We start from the raw sequence: 26,165 nt of genomic DNA, 5'->3' as shown, positions 1-26,165 counted from the left end.
CATGAGCACCGTAGACGTCGTCGTCACCGGGCTCGGCGCGACGACCCCGCTCGGCGGGGACGTCGCGTCCACCTGGGACGCCATGCTCGCCGGACGCTCCGGGGTGAGTCCGCTCACCCAGGAGTGGGCCGGGAACCTGCCGGTCCGGATCGCGGCCCAGCTGGCCGTCGACCCGTCCGAACTGATCGACCGGGTCAAGCTGCGCCGGATGGACCGCGCCGAGGCGATGGCCGTCATCTCGGCCCGTGAGGCCTGGGCCGACTCCGGTCTGGCCGAGGCCGGGTTCGACCCGGAACGGCTCGCCGTCAGCTACGGCACCGGCATCGGCGGTGTGCTCACCACACTCGGCCAGAACGAGATCCTGGAGAAGTCGGGACCGCGGCGGGTCAGCCCGCACACGGTGCCGATGCTGATGCCGAACGGTCCGGCCGCGTACATCGGCCTGGAACTCGGCGCCAAGGCCGGCGTCCGGGCCATGGCCAGCGCCTGCGCCACCGGCGCCGAAGCCGTCGCGCTCGGACTCGACCTGATCCGGCTCGGCCGGGCCGACGTGGTCGTGGCCGGCAGCACCGAGGCCGTCGTGCACCCGCTGCCGATCGCCGGATTCGCCTCGATGCGGGCCATGTCGACCCGCAACGACGACCCGGAACGGGCCTCCCGCCCGTGGGACCAGAACCGGGACGGCTTCGTCCTCGGTGAGGGCGCCGGCACGCTGGTGCTGGAGCGGGCCGACCACGCGGCCGCCCGTGGCGCCCGGGTCTACGCGCGTCTCGCCGGCGCCGGCATCACCTCCGACGGGTACGACATCGTCCAGCCCGACCCGGAGTGCGCGGGCGGCATCCGGGCGATGCGGATGGCGATCCAGGACGCCGGACTGACCGGCGCCGACATCCAGCACGTGAACGCCCACGCCACCTCGACCCCGGTCGGCGACATGGGTGAGATCAAGGGCATCAAGGCCGCCCTCGGCGACCACCCGATCCTGACCTCGACCAAGTCGATGTCCGGGCACCTGCTCGGCGCGGCCGGCGCGCTCGAGTCGATCGCCACCATCCTGGCCCTCCGGGACGGCGTCATCCCTCCGACCATCAACCTCGACGACCCCGACGAGCGTCTCGATCTCGAGGTCGCGGCCCACAAGGCGCGTCCCGCCGAGCTTCAGGCGGCGATGAACAACTCGTTCGGCTTCGGCGGCCACAACGTGGCGCTGATCTTCACCAGGCCCTGATCCCCCGGGACCACCTGGATCACCGTGCCGGGACGACTCGGGAAAGCGTCCCGGCACGGCCCCCACCGCGTGGCCCCTTGCGGCGCCCTCCACACCACAGCGCGGCACACGGGCACGACCGGACAACCGCGTGGACCCTTCCGGCGCGCTCCGCACCACAGCGCGGCACACGGACACGACCGGACAACCGCGTGGACCCTTCCGGCGCGCTCCGCACCACAGCGCGGCACACGGACACGACCGGACAACCGCGTGGACCACTGCGGTGCGTTCCGTACCGCAATTCGGCACGCATTTTTGGTACCGGCGGATTCGCCCGGCGGACGCGTTTCGGTCCGGGGTGCCGCGGACCTCGCGCGGTGGGCATCGAGCTTTGCCCACCCGTACGAAATCGGTTATTTGCAGGCGGTCCGCGGCAGGTTGCCGACCGCGATGGGTGACCGGCCGGACGCCTTCGTCTTTCCGGCGATGACGCCGGCGAGTGCGGTGAGTGACAGCTGGCTGGAGGAGTACGTCGCGATCAGTGTCGGCGTCTGTGCCTGGGCGAGCAGCCCCGGCGAGTCCATCATGACCGTGATCGCGGCCGAGTCGTCCAGGTCGATCCGCTGGTCGCCGTAGCCGACCAGGTGGATCACCGAGCCGCCGGACGCCTGCACCTGGACCCCGGCCGCCTGCAGTGCCTTGACCAGGTTGACCCGGGCCACCTCGCGGCTGGCCGGTGCGGTGACCGAGACCGGGCCGGTGAGCAGCGGGCCGGTGCACTTGCCGCGCAGAACGGTCACGGCGGCGGCGTTGAGTGCGGTGACACTCTGTGCGTGGGCTTCGGAGCCGACCACGGAGAGTTCCGGCTGCGGGATCGCCTCGGTGGTGAACTTCAGCGTCAGGATGCGGGTGACCGCCTCGGTGAGGCGCTCGCGCTTGAGCGAGCCGTCCTTGAGCCCGGCCAGGATGCCGTCCCGGGCGGCGCCGATGTCCGGCGGCATGAGCAGCATGTCGTTGCCCGCGTTGAGGGCCCGGACGGCGGCCTCCCCGGACGGCCACTTCTTGGCGGGCGCCATGTTCATCGCGTCGGTGACCGCCACCCCGGTGAATTTGAGCTGACCGCGCAGCACGTCGGTCATGATCTTCTTGGAGAAGGTGGCGGCCACCCCCTTGTCCACCGACCGCAGGTCGAGGTGGCCGGACATCACCAGGCCGGCGCCGGCCCGCACCCCCGCCTGGAACGGCGGCAGGTCCTGCGTCTCCCAAGTCTTCCGGTTCTGGCCGATCACCGGCAGCTCGTCGTGGCTGTCCGCGGTGGTGTGGCCGTGGCCCGGGAAGTGCTTGATCGCGGCGGCCACCCCGGACTCCTGCAGGCCCCGGACGGCGGCCGCGACCTGATCCGCGTTGACCTTCGGGTCGGCGCCGAAGGAGCGGGAGCCGATCACCCCGCCGCCACGCGTGTTGAGGGTGTCGGCGACCGGGGCGAAGTCGACGGTGACGCCCATCGCGGCCAGTTCCGCGCCGGCCGCGCGCCAGGCCGCCTCGGTCAGCCCGGGCTTGCGGGCGGCGCCGAAGGCCATCGCGGACGGGAGCATGGTGACGCCCTCGGTGACCCGGGTGACCACGCCGTACTCCTGGTCCATGCCGATCATCAGCGGGGCCGCGGCGGGCAGTCTCCGGGACGCGTCGTGCAGGCCGGTGGTCAGGTCCCGGACCTGCTCCGGGTTCTCCACGTTGGTGGTCGGGTTGGTCTTGCTGGTCGGGTCGTCGACGGTGAAACCGACCAGGATCATGCCACCGAGGCGGTATTTCTCGACCATCTCGGCCGGTGTGTTCACCCCGGCGAGGCCCTGGTTGGCCTTCGCGTTGTCCGCGTCGACCTTGGTGGCGGAGCTGCCGTAGGCATAGGGCATGAGGACCTGACCGGCCAGGTCCTCGTCGCTGAGCCGGGCCACGATCTCGGCCGCGCGGGTGGCCGGGTCACCACTCGCGGTGACCGGTGGCGCACTCGCCGGAAGGCTGGCGGCACCGCCCGTGGAGGCCGCGCCGGCCGTGGTCGGCGCCGGAGCCGGTTCGTCGCCGCAACCCCCGAGGAGCAGGACCAGGGGTACGGCGACAAGCGCCCGCTGCAGGTTTCTCACGATCGCCATCGAACCAGTTCACGGCAAACGTCGCTACTCGGACCCCCAAGGGCGAATTGTCATCCGACCCGGGTGAGCAGCGTCACCGGAGCACCGTCGCCGGCGTAGCGGAACGGCTCCAGTTCGACGTCCCAGGCGGTGCCGAGCGCCTTCTCCAGCGCATGCGACAGCGCCTCGGGCGCACGGGCCGAGGACATGATGGCGCGCAGCCGGTCCTCGCCGATCTGGATGTCGCCCGACGCGCCCATGACCCCGTGGAACAGCCCGCGACCGGGAACGTGCATGAACCGTTCCCCGTCGACACCCGGACTGGGTTCCTCGGTCACCTCGAACCTGATCATGGGCCACTGTCGCAGGGCAGCAGCCAGCTCGGCGCCAGTGCCGGCCCGGCCGGTCCAGCTGCACTCGGCTCGGCGCATGCTCGGATCGACCGGTTGCACGGTCCATTGCAGTTTGACCGGCGCGGTCAGGACGCGCGCGATCGCCCATTCGACGTGCTGGCACACGGCGAGTGGGGTCGAGTGGACGTATACGACGCCACACGTTGGCACGGTGACCTCCCGGAGACCGAGGTGCGTCTTCCCCTACGACCTCGACCGCGGTTGATCGTGTCCCATGATGCCGGGTGGTACGGATGGTGCGCCAGAGAATCGGCAACATCGACTATTGGGCCCGCCGTAGTGGCATACCCTGCCCAACGCCCTTACCTGCTCCGACGGTATGGTTGCCGTTCGGTCGTGTAGAGTTGCCACGGCCTTTTTTCTACTCTTCTCAGCTTTCTCCAAGGAGTACCGCCGTGGCGAGCAACACTTCAAAGACCGCCCGCGCATCAGTCCGCGCCGGCCAGGGCAGCGGTGGCGCCCTCAGCGTGCTCGGTGAGTACAAGTACCTCATCCCGCTCGCCAACGGCACCTTCGCGTACGTGCGCAACCTGACCAACGGCAAGACCGCCCACCTCAAGACCGACTCGGACGCCTTCGTCGAGGAGATCCGGGTGCTGTCGGCGGCCGGTCACGGTGCCAAGATCCGCACCGAGCTGACCAACCTGCACAACACCAACCCGGAGCACGGCTGGGCCGACACCGAGAAGCGTCTCGTCGACGCCGGCGTGTTCGAGGGCTGAGCTCACGCGTAGCGAAGGCGCCTTCCGGTCATGACCGGAAGGCGCCTTTTCGCATGATCGATCAGTCCAGGAATTCGACCCAGCCGCTGTCCAGGTCGTAGACCGCGCCGACCACCCGCACCCGGCCGGCCTCGATCTCCTCGCTGAGCCCCGGGACGTCCTGCAGCCGGGCCACGGTCCGCACCACGTTGGCGCGCACCGCCTTCTCCGGCGCGTCCTCGTCGGTCAGGCCCACCTCGTGCACCGCCGGGGCCAGCTCGTCCACCAGATAGCCCACGTAGCCGACGTCGCCGCCCACGGTGGCGCCGCCACGCAGCGCCTCCACGGTGGCGTGCACCGCCCCGCAGCGCTTGTGACCGACCACCAGCACCAGCGAGACGCCCAGCTCGGCCACCGAGAAGTTGATCGAGCCGATCAGTGAGCGGTCCAGCACGTGCGCGCCGGAGCGGGCCACGCAGATCGCGCCGAACGACTGGTCGAAGATGGCCTCCAGGGGCACCCGCGAGTCGATGCAGCCGAAGACCAGCGAATGCGGTTTCTGCCCGTTGGCGGTGGCGGCCGCCTGCGCGACGTCGTGGCCGTACCGGGGGCGGCCGTAGACGAAACGTTTGTTGCCCGCGATGAGTTCACTCAACGCGGCTGCCGGGGTGCTGATCTGTGCGTCGCGCGTGGCCGTCATGGTGCACATTTTCGCTGCCCGAGGCGGCCGCGAAAGTGACTGCGAGCTAACTCACTGTCCCGAGGAAATCCGGTCCGCCCGGGGCGGAAGTCCCGCCGAAACATACTGGTAATAATCGGGATCACGAGTGATGCTTATTACCCGCGGGTACTGCGGGGACCGTGACCCCGCACGGAGGTACCCATGATCACGCTTGCTGACGGCGTGCGCCTGCACGTCTCCGTAACCGGCCCCGAGGACGCTCCCGTCACCGTAGTGCTGTCGCACGGCTGGTGCCAGGACCGGCGTACCTGGCGGCACCAGATCGAGGCACTCGGCGGGATGGGCCGCCGGGCGCCGCGGGTGATCGCGTACGACACCCGGGGGCACGGCCGGTCCAGCGCCACCGATCTGCGCTCGGCCACCCTCGACCAGCTCGGCGACGACATGCACGAGGTGATCCGGCGGTACGCCCCGAGCGGCCCGGTGGTGCTGGCCGGCCACTCGATGGGCGGCATGACGATCATGGAGTACGCGCACCGCCACCCCACCGAGTTCGCCGGGCGGGTGGCCGGCCTGCTGCTCGTGTCGACCACCGCCGAGGGCCACACCCACACCCGGTACGGCCTGCCCCCGCAGCTGGCGAACGTGCTCCGGCTCGGTGAGACCCTGGGCGCCGGACTGCTCGCCCGCTCCGGCGCCTGGTGCCCGCACCGAGTGGTGATGCCCGCGCTGCGCCCGGCTCTGCGCTGGCTGCTCTTCGGCGACGAGTGCGGTGACGACGCCATGCTGCTGACCATGCGGGCGCTGAGCCGGGCCCCGCTCAGCTCGATCGGCGGGTTCCGCGGCTCGATCGGGGCGCAGCGGCGGCTGGACACCCTGGCCACGCTCGGCGATGTGCCGGCCGCGGTGCTGGTCGGCGCCCGGGACCGGCTGACCCCGCCGGCGTGTGCCGAGTCGATCGCCGGCGCGCTGCCGTTCGCCGACCTGACCGTGGTGCCCGGCGCCGGGCACATGCTGCCCCTGGAGCGGCCGGCGGAGGTCTCGGCGGCGCTGCTGTCCGTGGTGCGCCGGGTCATTCGTCAGCAGAAGCGGATCCCGGCCGTCACCCGAGCCCGCAAGGCCGCGTAGTCGTTTCGTTTTCCGGGGAAATGCACACCTCGCGGTGATTCGCGGACAACCCTGGGAAGTTCGCACGTCCGGGTGCGTTCGACTCGGATGTGCGGGCAGGAGTAAGTTCGATTGCCCCCTTCGTGCGAGCACGTTCGCGCGACCGGTGGTGCGCGCCATGAGAGGGAGAGCAACGGACTTGAGCGACACGACCGTCCTGGAGCAGGAGATCGCGGTCGAGCAGCAGCACGTGGACCGGGTGTACGCCCGTCTCGCCGAGCTGCGCAAGGACGCGTCACGGGCCGAGAGGGAGGGCTACCAGATGGCTGGGGTCGGCACCTTCGGCGCGCTGGTGGAGCGCGACGCGATGGTCTTCCACGCGGCCCGCCGCCGGCACGCCCTGGACACCGAGCACGAGGGGCTGGTCTTCGGCCGCCTCGACCTGACCACCGGGGCCACCCACTACGTCGGCCGGATGGGCATCCGCGACGACGCGTCCAAGCCGCTGGTGGTGGACTGGCGGGCGCCGGCCGCTGCCGCGTTCTACCGGGCCACCCCGGCCGACCCGCTGGGGGTGATCCGCCGCCGGATGATCCAGTCGACCCGTGAGCGGGTCACCGGCATCGAGGACGACCTGCTGGACCCGGAGGCGGCTCCGGAGGACATGCGGGTGGTCGGCGACGGGGCGCTGCTGGCCAGTCTGGCCAAGGCCACCGGCCGGGGCATGCGCGACATCGTCGCCACCATCCAGCGCGAGCAGGACGACGCGATCCGCTCACCGGCCGGCGGCGTCACCATCGTCACCGGCGGGCCGGGCACCGGCAAGACCGCGGTGGCCCTGCACCGGGCGGCCTACCTGCTGTATTCGGACCGGTCCCGGTTCGCCGGCGGCGGCGTCCTGGTGGTCGGCCCGTCCGGCGTCTTCGTGGAGTACATCGCGACAGTCCTGCCGTCGCTCGGCGAGGACACCGCCACCCTGCGGTCGCTCGGCTCGCTGGTGCCCGGCTGGGACTCCACCCGCGTCGACTCCGGCGAGGTCGCCGCGATCAAGGGTTCGCTGCGGATGCGCCGGGTCCTGGAGCGCGCGTCGCACGACGCGGTGCCGGGCGCCCCCACCGAGCTGCGGCTGCTCTACCGCGGCACACTGCTGCGCCTGGGCGCCCCGGAGCTGGACCAGATCCGGCGCCGGGTGCTGCAGCGGGGGGCCCGCCGCAACGAGGTTCGCGGCCAGGGCTTCGACCGGATCTTCGACGCGCTCTGGGCGCAGGCCCGGGACGCGAGACTGAGCGGGCTGCCGGAGAAGAAGGAGTTCGAGGCGGAGCTGGCCGACCGGACCGACTTCCGGGAGTTCCTGAAGGCGTGGTGGCCGCGGTTCACCCCGATGCGGGTGCTGCGCTGGCTGGCCGACCCCAGGCGCCTCCGGGCGTACGCCAACGGGGTCCTGTCCCGGGACGAGATCGCCACGCTGCAGGGCTCGTTCGACGCCCTGGACACCGAGGGGCCGTCGATCTCCGACGTCGCGCTGCTGGACGAGCTGGACGAGCTGATGGGCCGTCCCCGCAAGCCGCAGAAGAAGTCGAAGAACCCGTTCCACGTGCGGGACGGGATCCAGGAGGTCAGCACGTTCGCCGACCGGCAGGCGGCCCAGCGGGTCCAGCACGCGCAGCGCGAGGAGGACTACCGGGACTACGCGCACGTGGTGGTGGACGAGTCGCAGGACGTGTCGCCGATGCAGTGGCGGATGATCGGCCGGCGCGGGTCGTACGCGTCCTGGACGATCGTCGGCGACCCGGCGCAGACCGCGTGGTCCGGTGACCCGGACGAGCTGGACCGGGCCCGGGAGCGGGCGCTGGGCAGCCGCAAGCGCAACAGCTACGCGCTGACCACCAACTACCGGAACTCGTCGGAGATCTTCGAGGTGGCCGCCCGGGTGATCCGGACGATCATGCCCGATCTGCCGCTGCCCTCGGCGGTGCGCAGCACCGGTGTGGTCCCGGCCGATGTGGTGGCCGGTGCGGCGGCCCTGCCGGAGACGGTCCGGGAGCTGACCGAGAAGCAGCTCGCCGAGGTGGACGGCACGATCGGCGTGATCATGCCGGTGCCCCGGCAGGCCGAGGTGGCCGGCTGGGTGGCCGGGCTGCCGGAGCGGGTGCGGGTGGTGACCGCGCTGGAGGCCAAGGGCATGGAGTACGACTCGGTGGTCCTGGTCGAGCCGTCGCAGATCGCGACCGACCCGGCCGGGGTCCGCACCCTGTACGTGGCGTTGTCCCGCGCGACGCAGCGCCTGACCACGGTGGGCACGAACCCCGGCTGGCTGCCGGCTTCCTAGGTTCCGTGTGGCGGATCGCGTGGGAGCGCGGCGAGGCCCACCACACGGAACCTAGGGGATCGGCACGGAGACCGCGTCGTACGTGGTCTCCGGTGTCGGTGTGGTGGTGAAGCGCGCGTTCGGCAGGTAGAACCGCTTGCCGTACTCGGCGATGGTGGTGGGCACGTCGAACGACGGGTCGGTGGTCAGGCCCCGGAGGACACCGGCCGTCCCGGACCGGTTCAGCTTGATCTCGGCGATCCGGTTGAGCCGGTTCTGCACCACGTAGAGGGTCCGGCCGCGCAGCCAGAGCCCGTCGCCGTTGGTGAGCAGGGTGTCGCCCAGGTCGACCCGGCTGGTGACGCCGGACGGGGTGACCCGGAACAGGAACCCGGTCCCGGACTGGACGATCAGCAGGCCCCGGCCGTCGGGGGTGGCGCTGATGCCGTTGGCGTTGATCACCCCGGGCTGGAGTTCGATGTCGCCGGTGAGCGGCACCTCGGTCACCGCGCCCCGGGTGTCCAGCGGCACCTTGAACAGCACCAGGCCGCGGGAGTCGGTGAACCAGGCGGCGCCCCGGGTGATGACCACGTCGTTGATGAACGTGTCCGGGCCGGCCGGGCGGAGCTGGTAGGACTTCAGCACCCGGCCGGTGCGCAGGTCGATCACCCGGGCGTCACCACCGGCGCCGCCGGCCACGTACAACCGATTGTTGTGGATCTTGAGACCGAGTGAGGCGGTGCCCGGCCCCTCGGAGAGGACCGAACCCGCGCCGGTCCGCAGATCCGCGCGGTAGATGTCGCCGTCGACGCGGGAGCCGAAATACGCGAACGGCTTGTCACCGATCGCGATGCCCTCCGGCTGGAAACCGCTCGGCAGGGTGATTGTGGCCGGGAGTGTGCCGGTCGGGGCCGCGACGGCGGGCGCGGCGGTTAGCGTCACCGCGAGGGCGGTGAGGCACAGAGCGTTAGCAAGGGTTCGGGAGAGCACGAAACTTCCTTTCCGTTGCATATGGATCTTTCACGGTACCCAGTCATCGATGGCAATGTCCGCATAGCCCGGCGGCGGCACCGCGGACGACGGAAGGTGAACGGCATGGGAGCCGGACACGACCACGGGACACGCGCCTTCTTCGACGGAGGCGGCGCGGACGGCGGCGGGCACCGGCGCCGGCTCTGGTGGGCGGCCGGACTGCTGACCGTCTTCATGCTGGTCGAGGCGGTCGCCGCGGTGATCACCGGATCGCTGGCGCTGCTCTCCGACGCCGGGCACATGTTCACCGACGTGCTGGCCATCGGGATGACCCTGGCCGCGATCACCGCCGCGCGCCGGGCCGGCACCGACTCCGGCCGCACCTATGGGCTGTACCGGCTGGAGGTGCTGGCCGCGCTGGCCAACGCCGCCCTGCTCACCGGGGTCGCCGGGTTCGTGCTGGTGCAGGCGGCCCGCCGGTTCACCGACCCGCCGCACGTGCCGGCCGGGTGGATGCTGCTGGTCGCGGTCGGCGGCCTGGTGGCCAACCTGATCGCCTTCGCGCTGCTGCGGTCCGGGGCGAAGGAGAACATCGGGGTACGCGGGGCGTACCTGGAGGTGCTCGGGGACATGCTCGGGTCGGCCGGGGTGATCCTGGCTGCGCTGATCATCTGGGCGACCGGCTGGACGTACGCGGACCCGATCGTCGCCGTGCTGGTGGCCCTGATGATCCTGCCGCGGACCTTCGCGCTGGGCCGGTCGGCGGTCCGGATCCTGGTGCAGGCCGCGCCCGAGCACGTGGACGTGGCCGAGGTGCGGGAGCGGCTGGCCGCGGTGCCCGGTGTTCGCGATGTGCACGATCTGCACGTCTGGACACTCACCGAGGGCATGGACGTGGCGTCCGCGCACCTGGGCCTGGACCCGAAGGCCGAGCTCGGCACGGTCCTGTCGGTGGCCCGGGAGGCCTTGCACGAGGACTTCCACATCGATCACGCCACGCTCCAGCTGGAGCCGGCCGGCGAGGGACGGCAGTGCACTCCTACTAGCTGGTGAGGCTATAAACGTCATCTGTACTTTTTGCGAACCGCCACGCCGGTTGTGCAAAAAGATAAGAATGCGAGACATGAGTGACGGGCGGGTCATGGTCTTCGCGCCGGCCCCACAGCTGACGGTGACCATCGAGCAACACCACGACGAACCGGAACTGCACGTCCATCCGGGCGGCCAGGGCATCTGGCAGACCCGGATGATCACCGTTCTGGGCGCGAAGGTGACCCTCTGCACCGCGGCCGGCGGGGAGGTGGGACGGGTGCTGAGCCCACTCCTCAGCGAGCTTCCCGGCGTGACGCTGCGCCTGGTCAACCGCGAGCACGGCAGCGGCTGGTATGTGCACGACCGCCGGGGCGGCAGCCGGCAGGAGATCGCCGAGCGGCCCGGCAACCCGCTGTCCCGGCACGAGCTGGACGAGCTCTACAACCTGACCCTGGCCGAGGGACTGCGGGCCGGCATCGCGATCCTGAGCGGCCCGGCCCACCCGTCGGTGATCAAGCCCGAGGTGTACGGCCGGCTCGCCGCCGATCTGCGGGCCAACGGCTGCCAGGTCATCGCCGACCTGTGCAGCCGCCACCTGGCCGCGGTCCTGGAGGCCGGCATCTCGGTGCTGAAGATCAGCCACGAGGAGCTGATCGCCGACGGGCTGGCCGCCGACAACAGCACCGAGTCGCTGACCCGGGCCCTGATCAAGCTGCACGAGAACGGCGCCGAGACGGTGCTGGTGTCCCGGGCCGACATGGGGGCGCTGGCGCTGTTCAACGACGCGATCTACTCGGTGGCGCTGCCCCGGCTCACCCCGGCCGAGCATCGCGGCGCCGGCGACTCGATGACCGCCGGGGTGGCGGCCACCCTGGCCAACGGCGGAGCGATGGACGAAGCGGTCCGGACCGGCGCGGCGGCCGGCGCCCTGAACGTGACCCGGCACGGTCTGGGAACCGGCCACGTGGACGCGGTCCGGGTCCTGACCGAACGGGTCCGGTTGACCCCGATCGAAGGTGCATCATGACCCGGACAGCGGGCAATCAACCCCGAATGCGAATCCTCATCACGAACGACGACGGCATCGAATCCCCCGGCATCCGCTGGCTGGCCCGGACCGTGGCACACGCCGGATACGACGTGGTGGTGGCCGCGCCGCTGAGCGAGTCCAGTGGCGCGAGCGCCTCGATGACCGCCGTCGTCCAGGACGGCCGGATCGTCTCCGAGCCGCGGGAACTGACCGGCGGACGCAACATCCCGGCCTACGGGGTGGCCGCCTCCCCCGCCTACATCGTGCTGCTGGCCCTGCGCGAGGCCTTCGGCCCGGTCCCCGACCTGGTGGTGTCCGGGATCAACCGGGGCGCCAACGCCGGAGCCGCGGTGGTGCACTCCGGGACCGTCGGGGCCTGCCTGACCGCCGCGCACGCCGGGCTGCACGGGCTGGCGGTCTCCCTGGACGTGCTCACCCCGGCCGCCGCCAGTGCCGCCAGCGGGGGCGCCGCGATCGCCGCCCTGGACGAGCTGGACGACGAGCAGCACCACTGGATCAGCGGCGCCGAGCTGGCGGTCCGGCTGCTGCCCGCACTGCTGCACACCCCGGCCGGCACGGTCTTCAACCTGAACGTCCCGGATCTGCACATGGACGGGATCCGCGGACTGCGGCAGGCGCACCTGGCCCGGTTCGGCCAGGTGCAGATGAGCATCGCCGAAGCGGGCGACGGTTACGTCCGGACCGCGGTGCAGGCCGCCGAGGAGACCCTCGAGGAGGGCAGCGACCTGGCCGCCCTGGCCGAGAACTTCGCGGTGGTCACCCCGATCCGGGCACCGCACGAGGACACCGACGTCCGGGTGAACGTCGAGTCGGTGCGGCTGCACGCACCGCCGATCTAGGTTCTGGGTGGCGGATCGCGCGGGGCTGCGGCGTGGCCCAGCCGGCGCCTGACGGCATCCGCCCCACCGAACCTAGGCGGTGATCGTCTCGTCGAAGGGCTGTGGGTTGCCGAAGAGGCCGAGCAGGCCGGTCACCCACAGCTGGCGGTGCGCGAACCGGCTGGGCCGGGTGACGACCAGCTTGACGTCACTGACCCCGGCGAGCTGGAACGCCGCCACCAGGGCACTGATCCCGACCGAGTCGATGAAGGTGACATGCTGCATGTTGAGCTCGATGCGGGTGGGACACCCGGCGGACAGCTGGGTCTGCACAGCTTCCCGGATCTCGTACGCGTTCTCGACATCGATCTCGCCTCGCGGTGAGACCTCAACCGCACCGTCGGCCAGCGTCGACGTCGTTATCGACAGCGTCACGCCTCTTCCCTCCACCCACCCGGCAGGTCCGGGTGCTGTTCCTCTTACTACTGCGAGCGGCGGCCCGCCGGCCCCGGGTGGGACGACGTGATCTGCCCCCGGAAGGTTCGGTGAAACTGCCCGAAAGGTTAGGCCCCGAACCTGTTAGCCACCTGAGTGGCTCGTGTGAACCTGGTCAACAGTACTGTGGCGCGTCAAATCGTTTTCGAACCGTGATGACGTCCACACCGGACGTTTGCGGCGCCGGGGTCGGGGAACCGTCCCGAGGACGACCGCACTGCTGGAGGTGGCAGACGATGTTCTCGAGGAAGAACCGGGCCGAGAAGACCGCCGACGAGGCCTGGGAGCACCTGTCCCACGCCTGGGCGTCGGCCGGGGAGAGCGCCGGCCGGGCCGGCGAGCGGGTGAGTTCGGTCACCGACGAGGCCCTGGCGCGGGCCGGGGCGGCCGCCGACGCGCTGGCCGGCCGGCGCCCGGCCCGCCCCTGGGGGTTGATCGCCGTCGTCGCCCTGGCCGGGATCGCCACCGGCTGGGCGGTCGCCACCGCCGCCCGCGCCGCACTGGAACGGCAGGCCGAAGAGGAGGAGGCCGAGCTGGCCGAGACCGCCGTGGTGGTCACCCCGACCTACGATGACCACTGATTTGGTCACGGTCGCCATGCGCATCATCGCCGATCTCCCGCAGGAGGCTCGGGCTCTGTACAGTTGAGCGGCCACGAACTCCGACAGATAAGGTCCGCTGGTGCTCAGTGCAGGAAGTCTCCTGGACAACCGCTACCGGTTGGACGACCGCGTCGCCACCGGCGGCATGGGTGACGTCTGGCGCGGCACCGACGTGGTGCTCGGCCGGACCGTAGCGATCAAGGTGCTACGGACGGCGATGTTGGAGGACCCGGAGTTCGCGGCCCGGTTCTACGGCGAGGCCCGGATGATGGCCGCCTTCCGTCACCCGGGCGTGGTCGAGGTCTACGACTACGCGAGCGACGGCGACTACGAGGGCCCGGAGAAGGTCGCCTATCTGGTGATGGCCTTCGTCGAGGGCGAGCCGCTCTCGGCCCGGGTCAAAGAGGGCCCGATCAGTGTCACCGACACCATGTCGATCGTGGCGCAGGCCGCCGACGCGCTGCACGCCGCCCACGAGAACGGGATCGTCCACCGCGACGTCAAGCCGGGCAACCTGATCGTCAAGCCGACCGGCGCGGTGATCCTGGTCGACTTCGGCGTGGCCCGGTCCACCGCGATGACCAGCGTGACCGGTCTCAACGCGATCGTCGGCACCGCTCTCTACATGGCCCCCGAGCAGGTCGCCAAGGGCAACCTGACACCGGCCACCGACATCTACGCGCTCGGCGCGGTGGCCTACCACTGCATCGCCGGCCGCCCGCCGTTCGACGGTGACAACGCTCTCCAGGTGGCGCTGCGTCACCTGGAGGACGAGCCGGACCCGCTGCCCGAGCACGTGCCGTACGAGGTGCGTGAGCTGATCGGCCGGGCGATGGCGAAACAGCCGGCCGACCGGTTCCAGAGCGCGTCGGAGTTCGCCGAGGCGGCGTTCGCGGTGGCCGGGCCGATCGACTGGAAACGGATGACCGGCACCACCATGGTCGCCCCGGTCAGCCCGGCGTCCCGGGGCGGCACCACCCAGTTCCAGCACCCCGGCAACCACCCCAGCGGGCAGTTCGCCCAGCCCGGCTACGCCAGCGGGCAGTACCCGCAGCACACCGGTCACCCGAGTGGGCAGTTCCAGCAGCCCGGCTACCCGACCGGCGCGACCCGGCCGATCAGCCCGGCGGCACCCCGGCCGATGCCGATGCAGCGCAGTGTGGCCGCCGCGCCACCGGCCCGGCAGTCCGGGGCGCAGCGGGCCCTGATGTTCGCGATCATCGGGTTGTTCCTGGTCGCGGGTGGTCTGGGCGTGGCGTTCGCGATGTCCGACCCGGACGACGCCGCCAAGTCGAAGGATCCGGGCACCACCACCGCCCCGGCTCAGCAGCCCGAACCGGAGATCAGCGAGGAGCCCTCCGAGGACGTCTCGCCGTCGGCGGAGGTGTCCGAGTCCGAGGCCGAGCCGACCAGGACCCAGACCAACAAGACGTCGGCGCCGCCGAGCCCGAAACCGAGCAAGTCGTCGCCGTCGCCCACACCGTCATCACCCTCACCGACCCCGTCGTCGCCGTCGCCCACGCCGTCGTCGCCCTCACCGACCCCGCCGGATCCCGACGACGACGGACCGACTATTCCGACCATCCCGCCGATCGGTGGCGGCGGAGAGGGCTGATCCGCTGATCGGCGGCGAGCAAGGCTGGTCTCCTCAGGCCGGCCGGTCGCCGGCCGATGGTCGCTCCATGAGCGTTCAGACTCCGCAGGAGCCGGGCCACTACCCGAGCGCCCCACCGTGGGCGAGCTCCCCGGAGCCGGAACCACCGGTGCCCGCGCCGCACCCCTACCCCGCGTACAAGCACGGTCAGCTGCTGGTCCAGTTCCCGGGTGAGGTGCACGCGGCGGCCCGCCCGGCGGCGCCGTCCTGGCGGCCGGTGGTGGCCTGGACGTTCTTCTTCAGCGCGCTGGGCGTGCTCTCGGCGCTGCGCCGGTCGGGGACGGCCCGGTTCTACGGGCGGGCGCGGCGGCCGTACTGGATCGCGTTCGGCGTCACCCTGGTGGCCGGCGGCGCCTTCTGGTCGCTGCTGACCACCTCGGTGGCGATCCCGTACTACCACCACTGGCAGGAGGACGGGATCACCACGGTGGTGCAGGACACCCTGCAGGGCGACCGGCGGATCATCAAGAAGCTGGGTGCGGTGGACAGTGTGGCGTGCCGCCCGGAGACCGAGCGGAACGCCGACGACGTGCGCACCTATCTGTGCACCTTCCAGCTGGCCACCGGCAAGAGCAGCGGGATGTACGTGGAGGCCGACTCACACGGCAACTGGCTGGAGAAGGAATGACCGGGCCGGTCAGAAGGTGACCGGCACACCCTCCCGGACCAGCTGCCAGTTGGGTACGAAGAAGTCCGCCGGGTCGATGGCGCCCTTCGCCTGCGCCCAGTCGATCAGCAGCTGGCGGATCTCCTGCTGCTCGTTGTAGACCTGGGTCTTGACGATGCCGGGGAAGCTGCCGCCGCCGGAGCGCCGGTAGTTGTTCACCGCGACCACGAACTCGGCGCCGGCCGCCACGTCCACCCCGCCGATCTGGAACCGGGTGATCCGGCTGCCGGCCGGCTTGCTGATGTCGATGTCGTAGTCGACGCCGGAGAACACGTCGTAGTTGTAATCCGGGATCGCCGGGTCGGCGATGGTCTCCGGGTCGACCGGGGTGCCGGGGGCGTGGGTGCGGAAGTACTTCGCCGAGTACTCCAGGTACGCCTTCACCTCGGCGCCGGTCATCACGACCGCTTCCAGGGTGTTGTCGTAGATGTAGAGCCCGGCCACGTCCTTGATCTTCACGTCGCCCCGCGGGAAGACCGCGGTCCGGCTGAACGGCGCGGCGATCGACAGCACGGGCAGCCCGGCGTAGGCGGTGCCGGCGAGCGCCGCCGTGACGGTGTCGGTCTGCACCCTGTTGATGTAGTCGAGGATCGGGGTGTCCTGGTACCTGCTGGTGGCCGCGGACAGTTCGGTGGTGGAGGCGGCGACGACCTGGTTGACGTACGCCACGGTCTTCTCGTGCTGTCGCCGGACCACTGCCAGGACCAACGGGTCGGCCTCGACCGTGTTGGTGTTGAGTGACGCGGCCGCCTTGGTGGTGATCTTCCACTTGCCCTTGACCCGGGTGAGTGTGAAGTCCATCTTCGTCAGCCGCTGGCCCCACTTGGACGGTTCGGAGAGCAGCACCCGCTCGCCGGTGACGAGGTTGGTGACGAACCGTTCCGGCACCTCCCGGTGCGCGTGCCCGAACAGGATCGCGTCGATGCCGGGGACCTGTTCGGCGATCAGCGCGGTCGGGTTCTCGTTGGGCAGTTCCGGCCCGTAGCTGGAGGTGCCGCTGTCGCCGCCGTGCGCGGAGATCAGCACCACGTCGGCGCCGCGGGCCCGCATGATCGGCACCCACTTGGCGGCGGTGGCGATCATGTCGGTGAACTCGATCCGGCCTTCGACGTTGGCCCGGTCCCAGATGGCCGATCCGGGGTTGGTGAGTCCGAGGATCCCGACCCGCAGCGTCGGCGCGCGGCGCCCCAGAGAGACCTTCTTGATGATGTACGGGGTGAACGCCGGCTTGCCGGTCCGGGCGCTGATCGCGTTGGCGGCCAGGGCGGGGAACCCGAGCTGCCGGATCCACAGATTCAGCAGTGGCAGACCGTAGTTGAACTCATGGTTACCCAGTGTGATGGCGTCGTAGTTCAGCACGTTCATCGCCCGCGCCATCGGGTGCTTCTCGCCGGTCGTGGTGATCGGCTCCTGCTTGGCGTAGTAGGTGGCGAGCGGGGTGCCCTGGATGGTGTCACCGGCGTCCAGCACCAGGACCGGGCCGGCCGCCTCGGCGCGCAGCCTGGTCACCAGCGCGGCCAGTTTGGCCACGCCGACGTCGTTGTGGGCGCTGTCGTCGTACTCGGCGTCCCGGTAGTAGTCCCAGTTGTAGACGTTGCCGTGGGTGTCCGAGGTGCCCAGCACGGTGAGCCGGTAGGTGGGTTCCGGCTTGGGGGAACCGGCCTGGGCCGCCTCGGAGATCATCAGGGGTGCGGCGACTCCGGCCGCCGAGGCGGCAAGGACGCTACGCCGGGATACGCGGGTCATCGCGGGGGCCTTTCGACGTCGTACGGTGGGGGTACCGAACCAGAGCACCCTAACCACAGGGAACGCCGCCGGTCGATCGATCGCGGATTGCGTGGAGATCAAATCTGGTCGGGGGCCTCGATACCGAGCAGAAACATTCCGGTGTGGAGGGTCCGCGCGGTCAGGCCGGCCAGCCCCAGCCGGCTCGCCCGGGTCGCGTCGTCGCCGGCCCGCAGCACCGGGCACCGCTCGTAGAACACCGAGAACGCCGCGGCCAGGCCGTGCAGATATCCGGCCAGCCGGTGCGGTTCGGCGTGCCCGGCAGCCGCCCGGACGGCCGGTTCGAACCCGAGCAGGGCCAGTGCGAGGGCCCGTTCGGCGGGTGCGGCGACGGTCACCGCCCCCGGTCCCCGACCGGCCTTCCGGAAGATCGCGCACACCCGGGCGTACGCCATCTGCAGGTACGGTCCGGTGTTGCCGGTGATGGCGAGCATCCGGTCCCAGTCGAAGACGTAGTCGCCCCGCCGGTCGCTGGACAGGTCGGCGTACTTGATCGCGCTGATCGCGATCTCCGGCGCGGTGGCCCGGGACTCGGCCTGGTGCAGCAGGTCGGCCAGCTTGACCGCGTCACCGGCCCGGCTCTTCAGCATCCGGCCGTCGGCGCCCAGGATCGACCCGAACCCGATGTGCTCGGCGTGCACCGTCTCCGGCAGCCAGCCGGCCGCCCGGGCCACCGCGAAGACCATCGCGAAATGCGTCCGCTGCGGACTGCCGACCACGTAGAGCATCCGGTCCGCGGCGAGGTCCCGGACCCGGTGCCGGATCGCGGCCAGGTCGGTCGCGGCATAACCGAAACCCCCGTCCGCTTTCCGTACGATCAACGGCAGCGCCGCCCCGTCCCGCCCGGTGAAGCCCGCCGGAAACGCACAGAGCGCTCCGTCACTCTCCACCAGCAGCCCCCGCGCGGTCAGGTCGGCCACCACCCCGGCGAGATCGTCCTGGTACCGGCTCTCCCCGGCGAAGTGCTCCGGCCCCAGGGTGACGCCGAGCCGCCGGTAGACGTCCAGGAAATACCGCTCGGACTGGCCGACCAGGGTCCGCCACAGCTCCCGGGAGACCGGGTCGCCCGACTGCAGCGCCACCACCCGCAGCCGGGCCCGGGTCCGGAAGCCGTCGTCGCCGTCGAATTTGGCCCGCGCCGCCTGATAGAACCCGGTCAGGTCCCCGATCGAATGGCCGTCGCCGCTCCGCTCGCCGTCCAGCAGGTGCTCGATCAGCATGCCGAACGGGGTGCCCCAGTCGCCGAGATGGTTCACCCGGATCACCTCGTGACCCAGCCAGTCGTACGTCCGGGCCAGGGCGTCCCCGATGACGGTCGACCGCAGGTGGCCGACGTGCATCTCCTTGGCCGCGTTCGGCCCGGAGTAGTCGAGCACGATCCGCTCCGGCCCGGCCACCGGCGCGACACCCAGCCGCTCGTCGGCGGCGGCGGCCCGCAGCGCCCCGGTCAGGAAGGCGCCGTCGACGGTCAGGTTGAGGAAGCCCGGCCCGGAGACGGCGACGGCGGCGATCCCGTCCAGATCGGTCTCGGCGGCCACCTCGGCGGCGATCTCCCGGGGCGGCCGTTTCAGCTCGCCGGCCAGCGCCAGCGCGGCCCCGGACTGGAAGTCGGCGTGCGGGGAGGCCCGCACCGCCGGATCGACGTCCCGGCCGGCCACCGTGGCGAAGGCGGAGGCGAGCCGGTCGTGCAGCAGATCTTCGAGAATCATCGGGTCCATCCCGTCGGTGGTGGTGACGGGTCGAACCGGTGCCCTGATCCGGCTCCGGCGGGTGACGACCCGCCGGGCGAAGGCACAGCTTCAGCGGCGGTCCGAGGAACGCCGGCGTCGCATGGTGAAGCTGTGCATGCGGCGACTATAACGGAACACATGACCGGATGGGACGAGAGCGACGAGAGCGTGCTGCGGTTGCCGTCCGGGCGGCTGGTCCGCGGGCGGGGGCTGCGCCGGCCGATGCCGACCGGTCACGCGCCGCACTTCGGGGTCTATCTGCTCGGCGCCCCGCCGCCGGAGTTCGGGTGGACCAGCCGATGGGTGCGGTGGCCGGACTTCTGGCTGCCGCGCGACCGGGCGTACACCGCGATCGTCTTGTCGGAGGCCCTGACCCGGGCCGGCGGTGAGCGGGTCGAGATCGCCTGCCACGGCGGGGTGGGCCGGACCGGGACGGCGATGGCCTGCCTGGCGGTCCTGGACGGTGTCCCGGCCGCCGAGGCGGTGGCGTATGTCCGCCGGCACTACCACCGGCAGGCCATCGAGACCCCCTGGCAGCGGCGGTTCGTCAAACACTTTCAGGCGCCCTGACTCGTCCAGGATTGTCGTACGAGTGGGTATCCTGAAAGCATGGTCGCCGTGAGCATCAGTCAGGCCCGAGAGAATCTCTTTCCGCTGGTCCGCCAGGTCAACGAGGATCACACCGTCGTGGAGATCGTGGCGCGTAACGGCGGCAACGCCGTCCTCATGTCTGCCGAGGATTACGAGTCGCTGCAGGAGACGCTCCATCTCTTCTCCACCCGGGCCAACGCCACTCATCTGCTCCAGGGCCTCGCCGAGGCACGAGACGGATCGGCGGAGATGATCGACCCCGATGCGCTGGCTGAGCGGTTCAGGGCCGAGTCCGGGGCATGAAACTGTCGGTCGCCTCCGGTGCGATGGCGGACCTGGAGTTCTGGGCGACGAGTGATCCCCGGGTGCTGGCCCGCACGGTCCGGTTGATCGCGGAGGTCACCCGCAGCCCGCGAAGCGGAACCGGTAAGCCGGAGCGGCTCAAACACGTTTCCGGCGAGGTCTGGTCCAGGCGGATCACCGAGAAGGATCGCCTCGTCTACGACATCAGCGGCGATGTCATCACGGTGATCGCCGCCCGGTTCCACTACGACGATCACTGACCTGCACCAGGTAGGAGACCAGTTTCTTCGACTCCTTGTGGGTCTGCCAGGCCAGCCACAGGGTGAGGCCGCCCAGTCCGGTCCCGGTCGCTCCAGCCAGTTGATCGGCCAGGGTCGGACCGAGGAAGCTGATCCCGAACAACGGCACCGCGATGCAGCCCAGCGCCACCAGCACGGTGACCCGCAGCCGCTTGCCGGCCAACCGGCGGTTCACCGCGTCGGGGCGCGAGTCCTCAGCCGCGGGCTTGGCGTCCTTGTCGGTGTAGAGCCGTTTCAGAACCTGATCGACGACGAGCTGGATCACCAGGATCACGACGGTGACGTACAGCGAGATGTGCCAGCCTTGCAGGCCCGACGAGGTCATTTCAGGATCTCCTGGATGTCCTGGACGAAACGCTGGGTCAGCGGGTCGCCGCGGTACAGGTAGGCGTGCGTGTGCTCCTTGAACCGCTGCGCGAAGTCGGCGTACCGGTGGTGTATGGGACGAGGCCGGGAATCGTTGACCGCGTTACGGACCATGGCCAGATGCGGCGCCGCCGCCTGCACCCCCGCGTCGATGTAGGCGTCCAGTCCGGTGGGCGCGAACCCATAGGTCGCCAGCAGCTTCTGTGCCGAGGTGTCGGTGAGGAAGTGGATGACCTTCTCGGCGGCCTCCCGATGGCGGGTGTCGGCGGCGACGGCGAGGCTCTGACCGCCGAGAATGCCGATCGGCAGGCGGCTCAGCCGGATCTCCGCCGTGTCGGGCTTGGCCCTCTCCTGCCGGTCGACGCCCGGGTACCAGACCGGCCAGTTGCGCATGTAACGAAGGTTCTCCTGGCTGAACTGGCGTACCGTCGCCTCCTCGTCGGGATTGGCCTTGAGCCGCTTGGCGCGCATCACGTCGGCGAGCGGCTTGAGAGCGCCCTGCCACTGGGTGAGGCTGCTGGAGAGGATCCCCTCCTGGTCCAGGATCAGCGGGTCCTGGGCGAGGGCGTGTTCCAGCACGTTGACCACGAACGCCTCGTCGGTCTGCGGGCCGACCGTGTCGAGCTGGCCGATGAATCCGTCGAGTTCGAGGATGTCGCGCAGGACCGGGTCGGGGCCGGCGTCACGTTTGTCGGTCACCCGCCGGAACAGCATCCCGACGTCGCTGTTGAACGGGACCGCCCAGAGCCGTTCCGAATCGCCACGGACCTGGCAGGCCAGACGGATCGGGTCGAGCAGGGAGGCCTCGTTGCGCGGGACGACCGGCACGATCCGTTCCGCCCTGACGAACCGCGGGATGTGGATCAGGTCGAGGTTGTAGATGTCCGCGGGGTTCTCGGTGAACTTCTCGAACTGGTCGTACGTGGTGCTGGTGATCACCCGGGTGCGGACCTCGATGTCCGGGTTCAGCTCGTTCCAGAGGGTGATCAGCAGATCGCGCCCACCTCCGGTCGGCTCACCGCCGGTGGCGAGGGTGAGTTTGACCGGCTCGTGCCGGGTGAGCAGATAGCCGGCCGCGGAGGAGAGCAGTCCGGTGCTCAGTGCCCCGACCATGAACGACCGTCGCGAGTAGACCTCCGCCATGTGATTTACGTTACTCGATTTGAGCCCGGCGGGCGGTCCCGCCGGGCTCCCCGTCGATCAGACGGTGACCGGCGGACGCCAGACCGTGAAGTCCGCGATGTGGAAGTGGCTCGCCACGGTGCGGAAGGCGAACCAGCCGTCGCGGTACGGGGTGGCGTCGGCGTGGTCGAACACCAGCCGGTCGTCACTCCAGTAGCGGATCCGCTCGCCGTCCACCTGGATCCGAACCCGGACCGGCACGTTCGCCTCGATCAGCGGAGCCGTGTAGTCGTAGAGCAGCGGGCGGTTGCCGGGCTCCCCCACGTACTTGCGGAACCGGGTCGTGGTGTTGAGGTTCGCCCCCTGGCCGACGTAGTAGGTCTTCAGGTGGTCGTACTGCGCGAACGCCCCGGTCCGGGTGGTGGCGAAGATGTCGTCCGGCGAGCGCGCGTCGCGGGCGTTCCAGAACGTGTTGAGGTCGGTCACGTGGTCGTTCGGGCCGCCCGCGGACACCGGGGTGGCGGTGAACTCGATCTCGTACGGTCCCTGGAGTTCCTGTTTGAGCCAGACGGTCGCGCCGTTGGGGACGTCGATGTCGAGGATGCCGTCGGTGGCGTCGACGGTGCCGCCGCTCTGGAGTTCAGCCGACCATTTGCCCGAATTTTTCGTGAAATTGTCGTACGCAATGACCGACCATGCGCTCTTCCTCGCCGTCGTGATCAGCGGCTTGGCCGGAGGCCTGCCACCGAAGCCCAGGTAGAAGTCGGTCAGTGTGGACTGGAGGTAACCCCGGACGGTCCAGCCCAGGCGGTACGCCGGATCGTGCGCCAGGGTGTGGAGCTTGACGCTGGTCGGGATGTTGGTGGTGAACAACCGCAGCGCGGTGTGGTCGGCGGTCTCGGCGAAGTACTCCTCGCGCCAGTCGCCGAGGATGTCACCGTAGAAGGGGACCGCGTTACGCCACGACGAGACCACACCGGACGGCTCGAAGATCCGCGAGGTGGTCCGCTTCTTGTGGTTCCACTTCTCGACGTAGGTGTCGTCGAGCAGTTCGGAGCCCTCGTCGCCGTCCCACCAGATCCGGAAGTTCACGCTCGGTGTGGTCGCGCTCAATCGCTGTCCGTCGACGCCCCACACTCCGGCGCCGGGCAGATCGGGGCTCGCGGTGGCCGCCCAGAACTCGTAGCCGGGCCGGGTCGGGTCGATGTCGGCGACGGTGCCGCGCGGGACGTCCCAGAGCGCGGCGTCCGGCGGCACGTCCGGGTGCGCGCCGGTGATCAGGCGCTCGCCGGTGGCCGCGTCGTAGTAGTACCAGGGGAAGTTCGTGACGACGCCGCCCTCGGTCTGCTGGATGGCGTACCCCTCCAGGCCGGGGCGGGCCGGGTCCAGGTCGCCGATGTGGAACCGGTCGCCGTGGGTGGAGCCGTCGACGACGTAGCGGAACGTACCGTCACTGTTGATCACGTAATTACCGTCGGCGATGTCGTCGCGGCCGTCCCGGTCGACGTCGACGATCCGCAGCTGGTGGAAGCTGGTGCCCTCACCGGCGCCCCGGACATACTTCCACCGCCGGGTCAGGTCGCGACCGTCGAAGTCCCAGGCCACGAAGAGGACCCGGAAGTCACCACGCCGGGCACCGGCCCGGACCACCTGCTTGGTGATCAGGCTGGGGTGCACGCCGTCCAGGTAGCCGATGCCGTACTGCCCGCCGGAGGGCCCGTCGGCGGCGAAGTCCGCGGCGACCGGGACCCGTTCCCGTTCCACCCCGGTCCAGCCGTCGATCACCGAGACGAACTGGTCCAGCTCACCGGCTGACCGGACCACCGCGCCGTCCGCGAAGGTCGTACCGTTCGCGGTCTTCACCAGCACCTCGGCCCGGCCGTCGCTGTCCAGGTCGTACACCGTGACGTTGTCGTCGTTGCGGTAGCCGGCCACGTCGCCGTACCCGCTGATCGCGGCGAGCGGCGGATCGTTGGCGGCGTTGCCACCGGCCCGGGTGTACGAGTTGACGCCCAGGTCGACCCGCCACAGATTCGCCCCGGCGAGGGTGTACGCCTCCAGATAGCCGGGCTGGTCCAGGGCGTACGACAGCCGGGCGACGACGATCTCGTAGCGCCCGTCCCCGTCCAGGTCACCGGGCCAGGCGTGGTGCACGTAGTAGTTCTCGGCGGGCAGCAGCGGGATGTCGCCGGGCGTGAACGCCGGACCGCCGGCCGCCTGCTCCCGGTTCTTCACCACCGCCCGGACGGTGTAGACGCCCGTACCGGCTGTGGTGTCGGTGAAGTTCGTCGACTCGCTGATCGGCTTTCGGTTGAGCCGCTTCGCGCCCTTGTAGACGTTGAACGCGACGTTGCCGCCGTATTCGGTGCCGAGCAGGCGCCAGCTCAGGTAGGTGCCGCCGTGCTGGGCGGGCACCGCGACGAGCCCGCGGTCCAGCGACTCGACGATCCTCCGGGGATGGGCGGCGCCGGCGTGTGCCGGTGTCGCGAGGAAGCCGGCGGCCAGACCGAGTCCGGCCGCGGCGGCGATGATCGCTCTCATCGTCGGGAAGCTAGCGGACGAGTGTGTATCGACGTTTGCGAGATCTTGAATCCCCCAGCGCCGCCCCAGCATGTCAGAAGTGCGCCATGCCGACCACACCACACGTGGGTGATGGCAGAACTCTGACATCAGAATTCGCTTTCTTCCAGGGCATTCATGCTCGATCCACTTCGGCGGCTACAGAGTTGGAACAGTCAAGAAATGTCAGAGCAATGACGCGGAGTCAATCTGCTCTCACCTGAAGCAGCCGGTTCACTCCCGTACGAACGGAGCTCTCATATGTCCACCTCCAGCAAGCGCCTGCGCACGCTTGTGGCCACGGGTGCCGCGACGGCACTGGCCCTCGCGCTCGCCGGCTGCGGCGCCCGAGCCGGCGACGAGACCGCCAGCGGTGCGACCTCGGCGGCTCCCAGCTGTGTCGACACCTCCGGCAGCAGCGTCAAGCTCGGCTTCCTCAACTCCCTCACCGGCGGCATGGCGATCTCCGAGAAGACCGTCTCCAACGTGCTGCACATGGCCGCCGACGAGATCAACGCCGACGGCGGCATCCTCGGCAAGAAGATCGAGTACATCCAGGAGGACGGCGCCACCGACTGGCCCACCTTCGCGGAGAAGACCGAGAAGCTACTCACCCAGGACTGCGTCGCCGCGATCTTCGGCGGCTGGACCTCGTCGTCGCGCAAGGCCGTCAAGCCGGTCGTGGAGAAGCACAACGGGCTCTTCTTCTACCCGGTGCAGTACGAGGGCCTGGAGTCCTCGCCGAACATCTACTACACCGGCGCGACCACCAACCAGCAGATCATCCCGGCGATGGACTACCTGGCCTCGCAGGGCGTGAAGAAGCTGTTCCTGGCCGGCAGCGACTACGTCTTCCCGCGCACCGCGAACGCGATCATCAAGCTGTACGCGGCCAAGCTCGGCATCGAGATCGTCGGTGAGGAGTACGTGCCGCTCGACAAGGACGACTGGACCAGCCAGGTGGCGAAGATCGTGGCGGCCAAGCCCGACTTCATCTTCAACACCATCAACGGCTCGTCGAACGTCGGCTTCGTCAAGGCGTACTACGACGCCGGCCTCAAGGCCGAGACGACGCCGATCATCTCGGTGTCGATCGCCGAGGAGGAGGCGCCGGCGATGGGCCACGAGGTGACCGGCCAGTACGCGTCCTGGAACTACTTCCAGTCGCTCGACACCGAGACCAACCCGAAGTTCATCGAGAGCTGGAAGGCGTACCCGAACAGCAGTGGGGTCACCTCCGACCCGATGGAGGCGGCCTACATCTCGCTGTACCTGTACAAGGCCCTGGTCGAGGCGGCCGGCTCGTTCGACGTCGACGCGGTGAACGCGGCGGCGAAGGCCAAGCCGATCACGTTCGACGCGCCGGAGGGCACCGTCACGCTCGACGGCGAGAACCACCACATCTCCAAGCCCGGCCACATCGGAAAGATCAACTCCAGCAACCAGTTCGACATCGTCTGGGCCTCCGACGAGTTCATCAAGCCCGACCCGTACCTGGAGGGCTACGACTGGTTCCCGGCCGACATCCGCAAGCAGCTCACGGACGCGGCGGGCTGATCAGCTGTGGGG

At 70.2% G+C, this 26,165-nt stretch carries 24 protein-coding genes; 14 read left to right on the top strand and 10 right to left on the bottom strand.

What is annotated here, in order from left to right:
- The first annotated feature begins 1 nt into the window (after nt 1).
- Nucleotides 2-1,228 (top strand): beta-ketoacyl-ACP synthase II, encoded by a 1,227-nt coding sequence (gene fabF, locus ACQ0O7_RS37320; protein ID WP_430789674.1) that lies wholly within the window; start codon nt 2-4, stop codon nt 1,226-1,228.
- Between the two features lie 395 nt (nt 1,229-1,623).
- Here fabF and ACQ0O7_RS37315 read toward each other — a convergent pair whose 3' ends face one another.
- Entirely contained in the window at nt 1,624-3,360 is a 1,737-nt protein-coding gene (locus ACQ0O7_RS37315; protein ID WP_430789672.1) for a glycoside hydrolase family 3 protein, read from the bottom strand.
- Between the two features lie 50 nt (nt 3,361-3,410).
- On the bottom strand, nt 3,411-3,902 hold the full coding sequence (locus ACQ0O7_RS37310) for a DUF3145 domain-containing protein (protein ID WP_092547091.1): 492 nt from the start codon (nt 3,900-3,902) through the stop codon (nt 3,411-3,413).
- 245 nt (nt 3,903-4,147) lie between these two features.
- Here ACQ0O7_RS37310 and ACQ0O7_RS37305 point away from each other — a divergent pair, with 245 nt between their 5' ends.
- The gene (locus ACQ0O7_RS37305) at nt 4,148-4,474 is read left to right on the top strand and encodes a hypothetical protein (protein WP_430789669.1); all 327 of its coding nucleotides are present in this window, start codon (nt 4,148-4,150) and stop codon (nt 4,472-4,474) included.
- A gap of 61 nt (nt 4,475-4,535) precedes the next feature.
- On the opposite strand, the gene ACQ0O7_RS37300 is transcribed toward ACQ0O7_RS37305, so the two are convergent.
- Entirely contained in the window at nt 4,536-5,153 is a 618-nt protein-coding gene (locus ACQ0O7_RS37300) for a carbonic anhydrase (protein WP_430789667.1), read from the bottom strand.
- Nucleotides 5,154-5,336: 183 nt separating this feature from the next.
- Here ACQ0O7_RS37300 and ACQ0O7_RS37295 point away from each other — a divergent pair, with 183 nt between their 5' ends.
- Together ACQ0O7_RS37295 and ACQ0O7_RS37290 are read left to right on the top strand one after the other, a co-directional pair.
- Nucleotides 5,337-6,263 carry an alpha/beta fold hydrolase gene (locus ACQ0O7_RS37295; protein WP_430789665.1) on the top strand — a complete coding sequence of 309 codons (927 nt, stop codon included), beginning with the start codon at nt 5,337-5,339 and terminating at the stop codon, nt 6,261-6,263.
- A 178-nt stretch (nt 6,264-6,441) separates the two neighbouring features.
- Nucleotides 6,442-8,571, top strand: a complete 2,130-nt coding sequence (locus ACQ0O7_RS37290) for a HelD family protein (protein ID WP_430789663.1) — start codon at nt 6,442-6,444, stop codon at nt 8,569-8,571.
- A 51-nt stretch (nt 8,572-8,622) separates the two neighbouring features.
- Here the strand turns inward: ACQ0O7_RS37290 and ACQ0O7_RS37285 are convergent, their stop codons facing one another.
- Nucleotides 8,623-9,492 (bottom strand): SMP-30/gluconolactonase/LRE family protein, encoded by an 870-nt coding sequence (locus ACQ0O7_RS37285; RefSeq protein ID WP_430789661.1) that lies wholly within the window; start codon nt 9,490-9,492, stop codon nt 8,623-8,625.
- 153 nt (nt 9,493-9,645) lie between these two features.
- On the opposite strand from ACQ0O7_RS37285, the gene ACQ0O7_RS37280 reads away from it, so the two are divergent.
- The 3 genes from ACQ0O7_RS37280 (at nt 9,646) to surE (ending at nt 12,444) form a co-directional block, all read left to right on the top strand.
- Nucleotides 9,646-10,575 (top strand): cation diffusion facilitator family transporter, encoded by a 930-nt coding sequence (locus ACQ0O7_RS37280; protein WP_430789659.1) that lies wholly within the window; start codon nt 9,646-9,648, stop codon nt 10,573-10,575.
- A 61-nt stretch (nt 10,576-10,636) separates the two neighbouring features.
- The gene (locus ACQ0O7_RS37275; RefSeq protein WP_430789657.1) at nt 10,637-11,581 is read left to right on the top strand and encodes a PfkB family carbohydrate kinase; all 945 of its coding nucleotides are present in this window, start codon (nt 10,637-10,639) and stop codon (nt 11,579-11,581) included.
- A 26-nt stretch (nt 11,582-11,607) separates the two neighbouring features.
- On the top strand, nt 11,608-12,444 hold the full coding sequence (gene surE, locus ACQ0O7_RS37270) for a 5'/3'-nucleotidase SurE (RefSeq protein WP_430789655.1): 837 nt from the start codon (nt 11,608-11,610) through the stop codon (nt 12,442-12,444).
- Nucleotides 12,445-12,516: 72 nt separating this feature from the next.
- Here surE and ACQ0O7_RS37265 read toward each other — a convergent pair whose 3' ends face one another.
- Nucleotides 12,517-12,858, bottom strand: coding sequence for an STAS domain-containing protein (locus tag ACQ0O7_RS37265; protein WP_430789653.1), 342 nt, complete (start codon nt 12,856-12,858; stop codon nt 12,517-12,519).
- Between the two features lie 296 nt (nt 12,859-13,154).
- On the opposite strand from ACQ0O7_RS37265, the gene ACQ0O7_RS37260 reads away from it, so the two are divergent.
- The 3 genes from ACQ0O7_RS37260 to ACQ0O7_RS37250 all read left to right on the top strand — a co-directional run bounded on the left by ACQ0O7_RS37260 (nt 13,155) and on the right by ACQ0O7_RS37250 (nt 15,802).
- Nucleotides 13,155-13,499, top strand: a complete 345-nt coding sequence (locus tag ACQ0O7_RS37260) for a hypothetical protein (RefSeq protein WP_430789651.1) — start codon at nt 13,155-13,157, stop codon at nt 13,497-13,499.
- A gap of 100 nt (nt 13,500-13,599) precedes the next feature.
- Nucleotides 13,600-15,135, top strand: a complete 1,536-nt coding sequence (locus ACQ0O7_RS37255) for a serine/threonine-protein kinase (RefSeq protein WP_430789649.1) — start codon at nt 13,600-13,602, stop codon at nt 15,133-15,135.
- A gap of 67 nt (nt 15,136-15,202) precedes the next feature.
- On the top strand, nt 15,203-15,802 hold the full coding sequence (locus ACQ0O7_RS37250; RefSeq protein ID WP_430789647.1) for a hypothetical protein: 600 nt from the start codon (nt 15,203-15,205) through the stop codon (nt 15,800-15,802).
- A 9-nt stretch (nt 15,803-15,811) separates the two neighbouring features.
- Here the strand turns inward: ACQ0O7_RS37250 and ACQ0O7_RS37245 are convergent, their stop codons facing one another.
- Together ACQ0O7_RS37245 and argS are read right to left on the bottom strand one after the other, a co-directional pair.
- Nucleotides 15,812-17,587 (bottom strand): bifunctional metallophosphatase/5'-nucleotidase, encoded by a 1,776-nt coding sequence (locus ACQ0O7_RS37245; RefSeq protein WP_430789645.1) that lies wholly within the window; start codon nt 17,585-17,587, stop codon nt 15,812-15,814.
- A gap of 98 nt (nt 17,588-17,685) precedes the next feature.
- Nucleotides 17,686-19,335: an arginine--tRNA ligase gene (argS, locus tag ACQ0O7_RS37240; RefSeq protein ID WP_430789643.1), complete on the bottom strand. Its 1,650-nt coding sequence runs from the start codon at nt 19,333-19,335 to the stop codon at nt 17,686-17,688.
- A 159-nt stretch (nt 19,336-19,494) separates the two neighbouring features.
- On the opposite strand from argS, the gene ACQ0O7_RS37235 reads away from it, so the two are divergent.
- Genes ACQ0O7_RS37235 through ACQ0O7_RS37225 form a run of 3 tightly spaced genes read left to right on the top strand, consistent with a single transcriptional unit; the run spans nt 19,495 to nt 20,510 of the window.
- Nucleotides 19,495-19,926 (top strand): protein-tyrosine phosphatase family protein, encoded by a 432-nt coding sequence (locus tag ACQ0O7_RS37235; protein ID WP_430789641.1) that lies wholly within the window; start codon nt 19,495-19,497, stop codon nt 19,924-19,926.
- Between the two features lie 39 nt (nt 19,927-19,965).
- Nucleotides 19,966-20,250 carry a type II toxin-antitoxin system Phd/YefM family antitoxin gene (locus tag ACQ0O7_RS37230; protein ID WP_430789639.1) on the top strand — a complete coding sequence of 95 codons (285 nt, stop codon included), beginning with the start codon at nt 19,966-19,968 and terminating at the stop codon, nt 20,248-20,250.
- Nucleotides 20,247-20,510 (top strand): Txe/YoeB family addiction module toxin, encoded by a 264-nt coding sequence (locus ACQ0O7_RS37225; protein ID WP_430789637.1) that lies wholly within the window; start codon nt 20,247-20,249, stop codon nt 20,508-20,510. The genes ACQ0O7_RS37230 and ACQ0O7_RS37225 overlap by 4 nt, the downstream gene beginning before the upstream one ends.
- Here ACQ0O7_RS37225 and ACQ0O7_RS37220 read toward each other — a convergent pair.
- From ACQ0O7_RS37220 to ACQ0O7_RS37210, 3 genes are read right to left on the bottom strand one after another with little or no spacing between them, the layout of a single operon-like run.
- Nucleotides 20,470-20,874: a hypothetical protein gene (locus ACQ0O7_RS37220; RefSeq protein ID WP_430789635.1), complete on the bottom strand. Its 405-nt coding sequence runs from the start codon at nt 20,872-20,874 to the stop codon at nt 20,470-20,472. The genes ACQ0O7_RS37225 and ACQ0O7_RS37220 overlap by 41 nt on opposite strands.
- Nucleotides 20,871-22,058, bottom strand: coding sequence for an ABC transporter-binding protein (locus ACQ0O7_RS37215; protein WP_430789633.1), 1,188 nt, complete (start codon nt 22,056-22,058; stop codon nt 20,871-20,873). The genes ACQ0O7_RS37220 and ACQ0O7_RS37215 overlap by 4 nt, the downstream gene beginning before the upstream one ends.
- Nucleotides 22,059-22,115: 57 nt before the next feature.
- A complete protein-coding gene (locus ACQ0O7_RS37210; protein ID WP_430789631.1) occupies nt 22,116-24,578 on the bottom strand; it encodes a DUF6250 domain-containing protein in 2,463 nt (820 codons plus the stop codon).
- A gap of 279 nt (nt 24,579-24,857) precedes the next feature.
- Between ACQ0O7_RS37210 and urtA the strand changes: the two genes are divergently transcribed.
- Nucleotides 24,858-26,153: an urea ABC transporter substrate-binding protein gene (gene urtA, locus ACQ0O7_RS37205; RefSeq protein ID WP_430789629.1), complete on the top strand. Its 1,296-nt coding sequence runs from the start codon at nt 24,858-24,860 to the stop codon at nt 26,151-26,153.
- Nucleotides 26,154-26,165: the final 12 nt, after the last annotated feature.

It is taken from the genome of Actinoplanes sp. G11-F43 (assembly GCF_050589265.1).
Classification (GTDB): domain Bacteria; phylum Actinomycetota; class Actinomycetes; order Mycobacteriales; family Micromonosporaceae; genus Actinoplanes.
The sequence above is the reverse complement of the archived record's forward strand: the minus strand, read 5'-3'. Positions and strand labels throughout refer to the sequence as shown.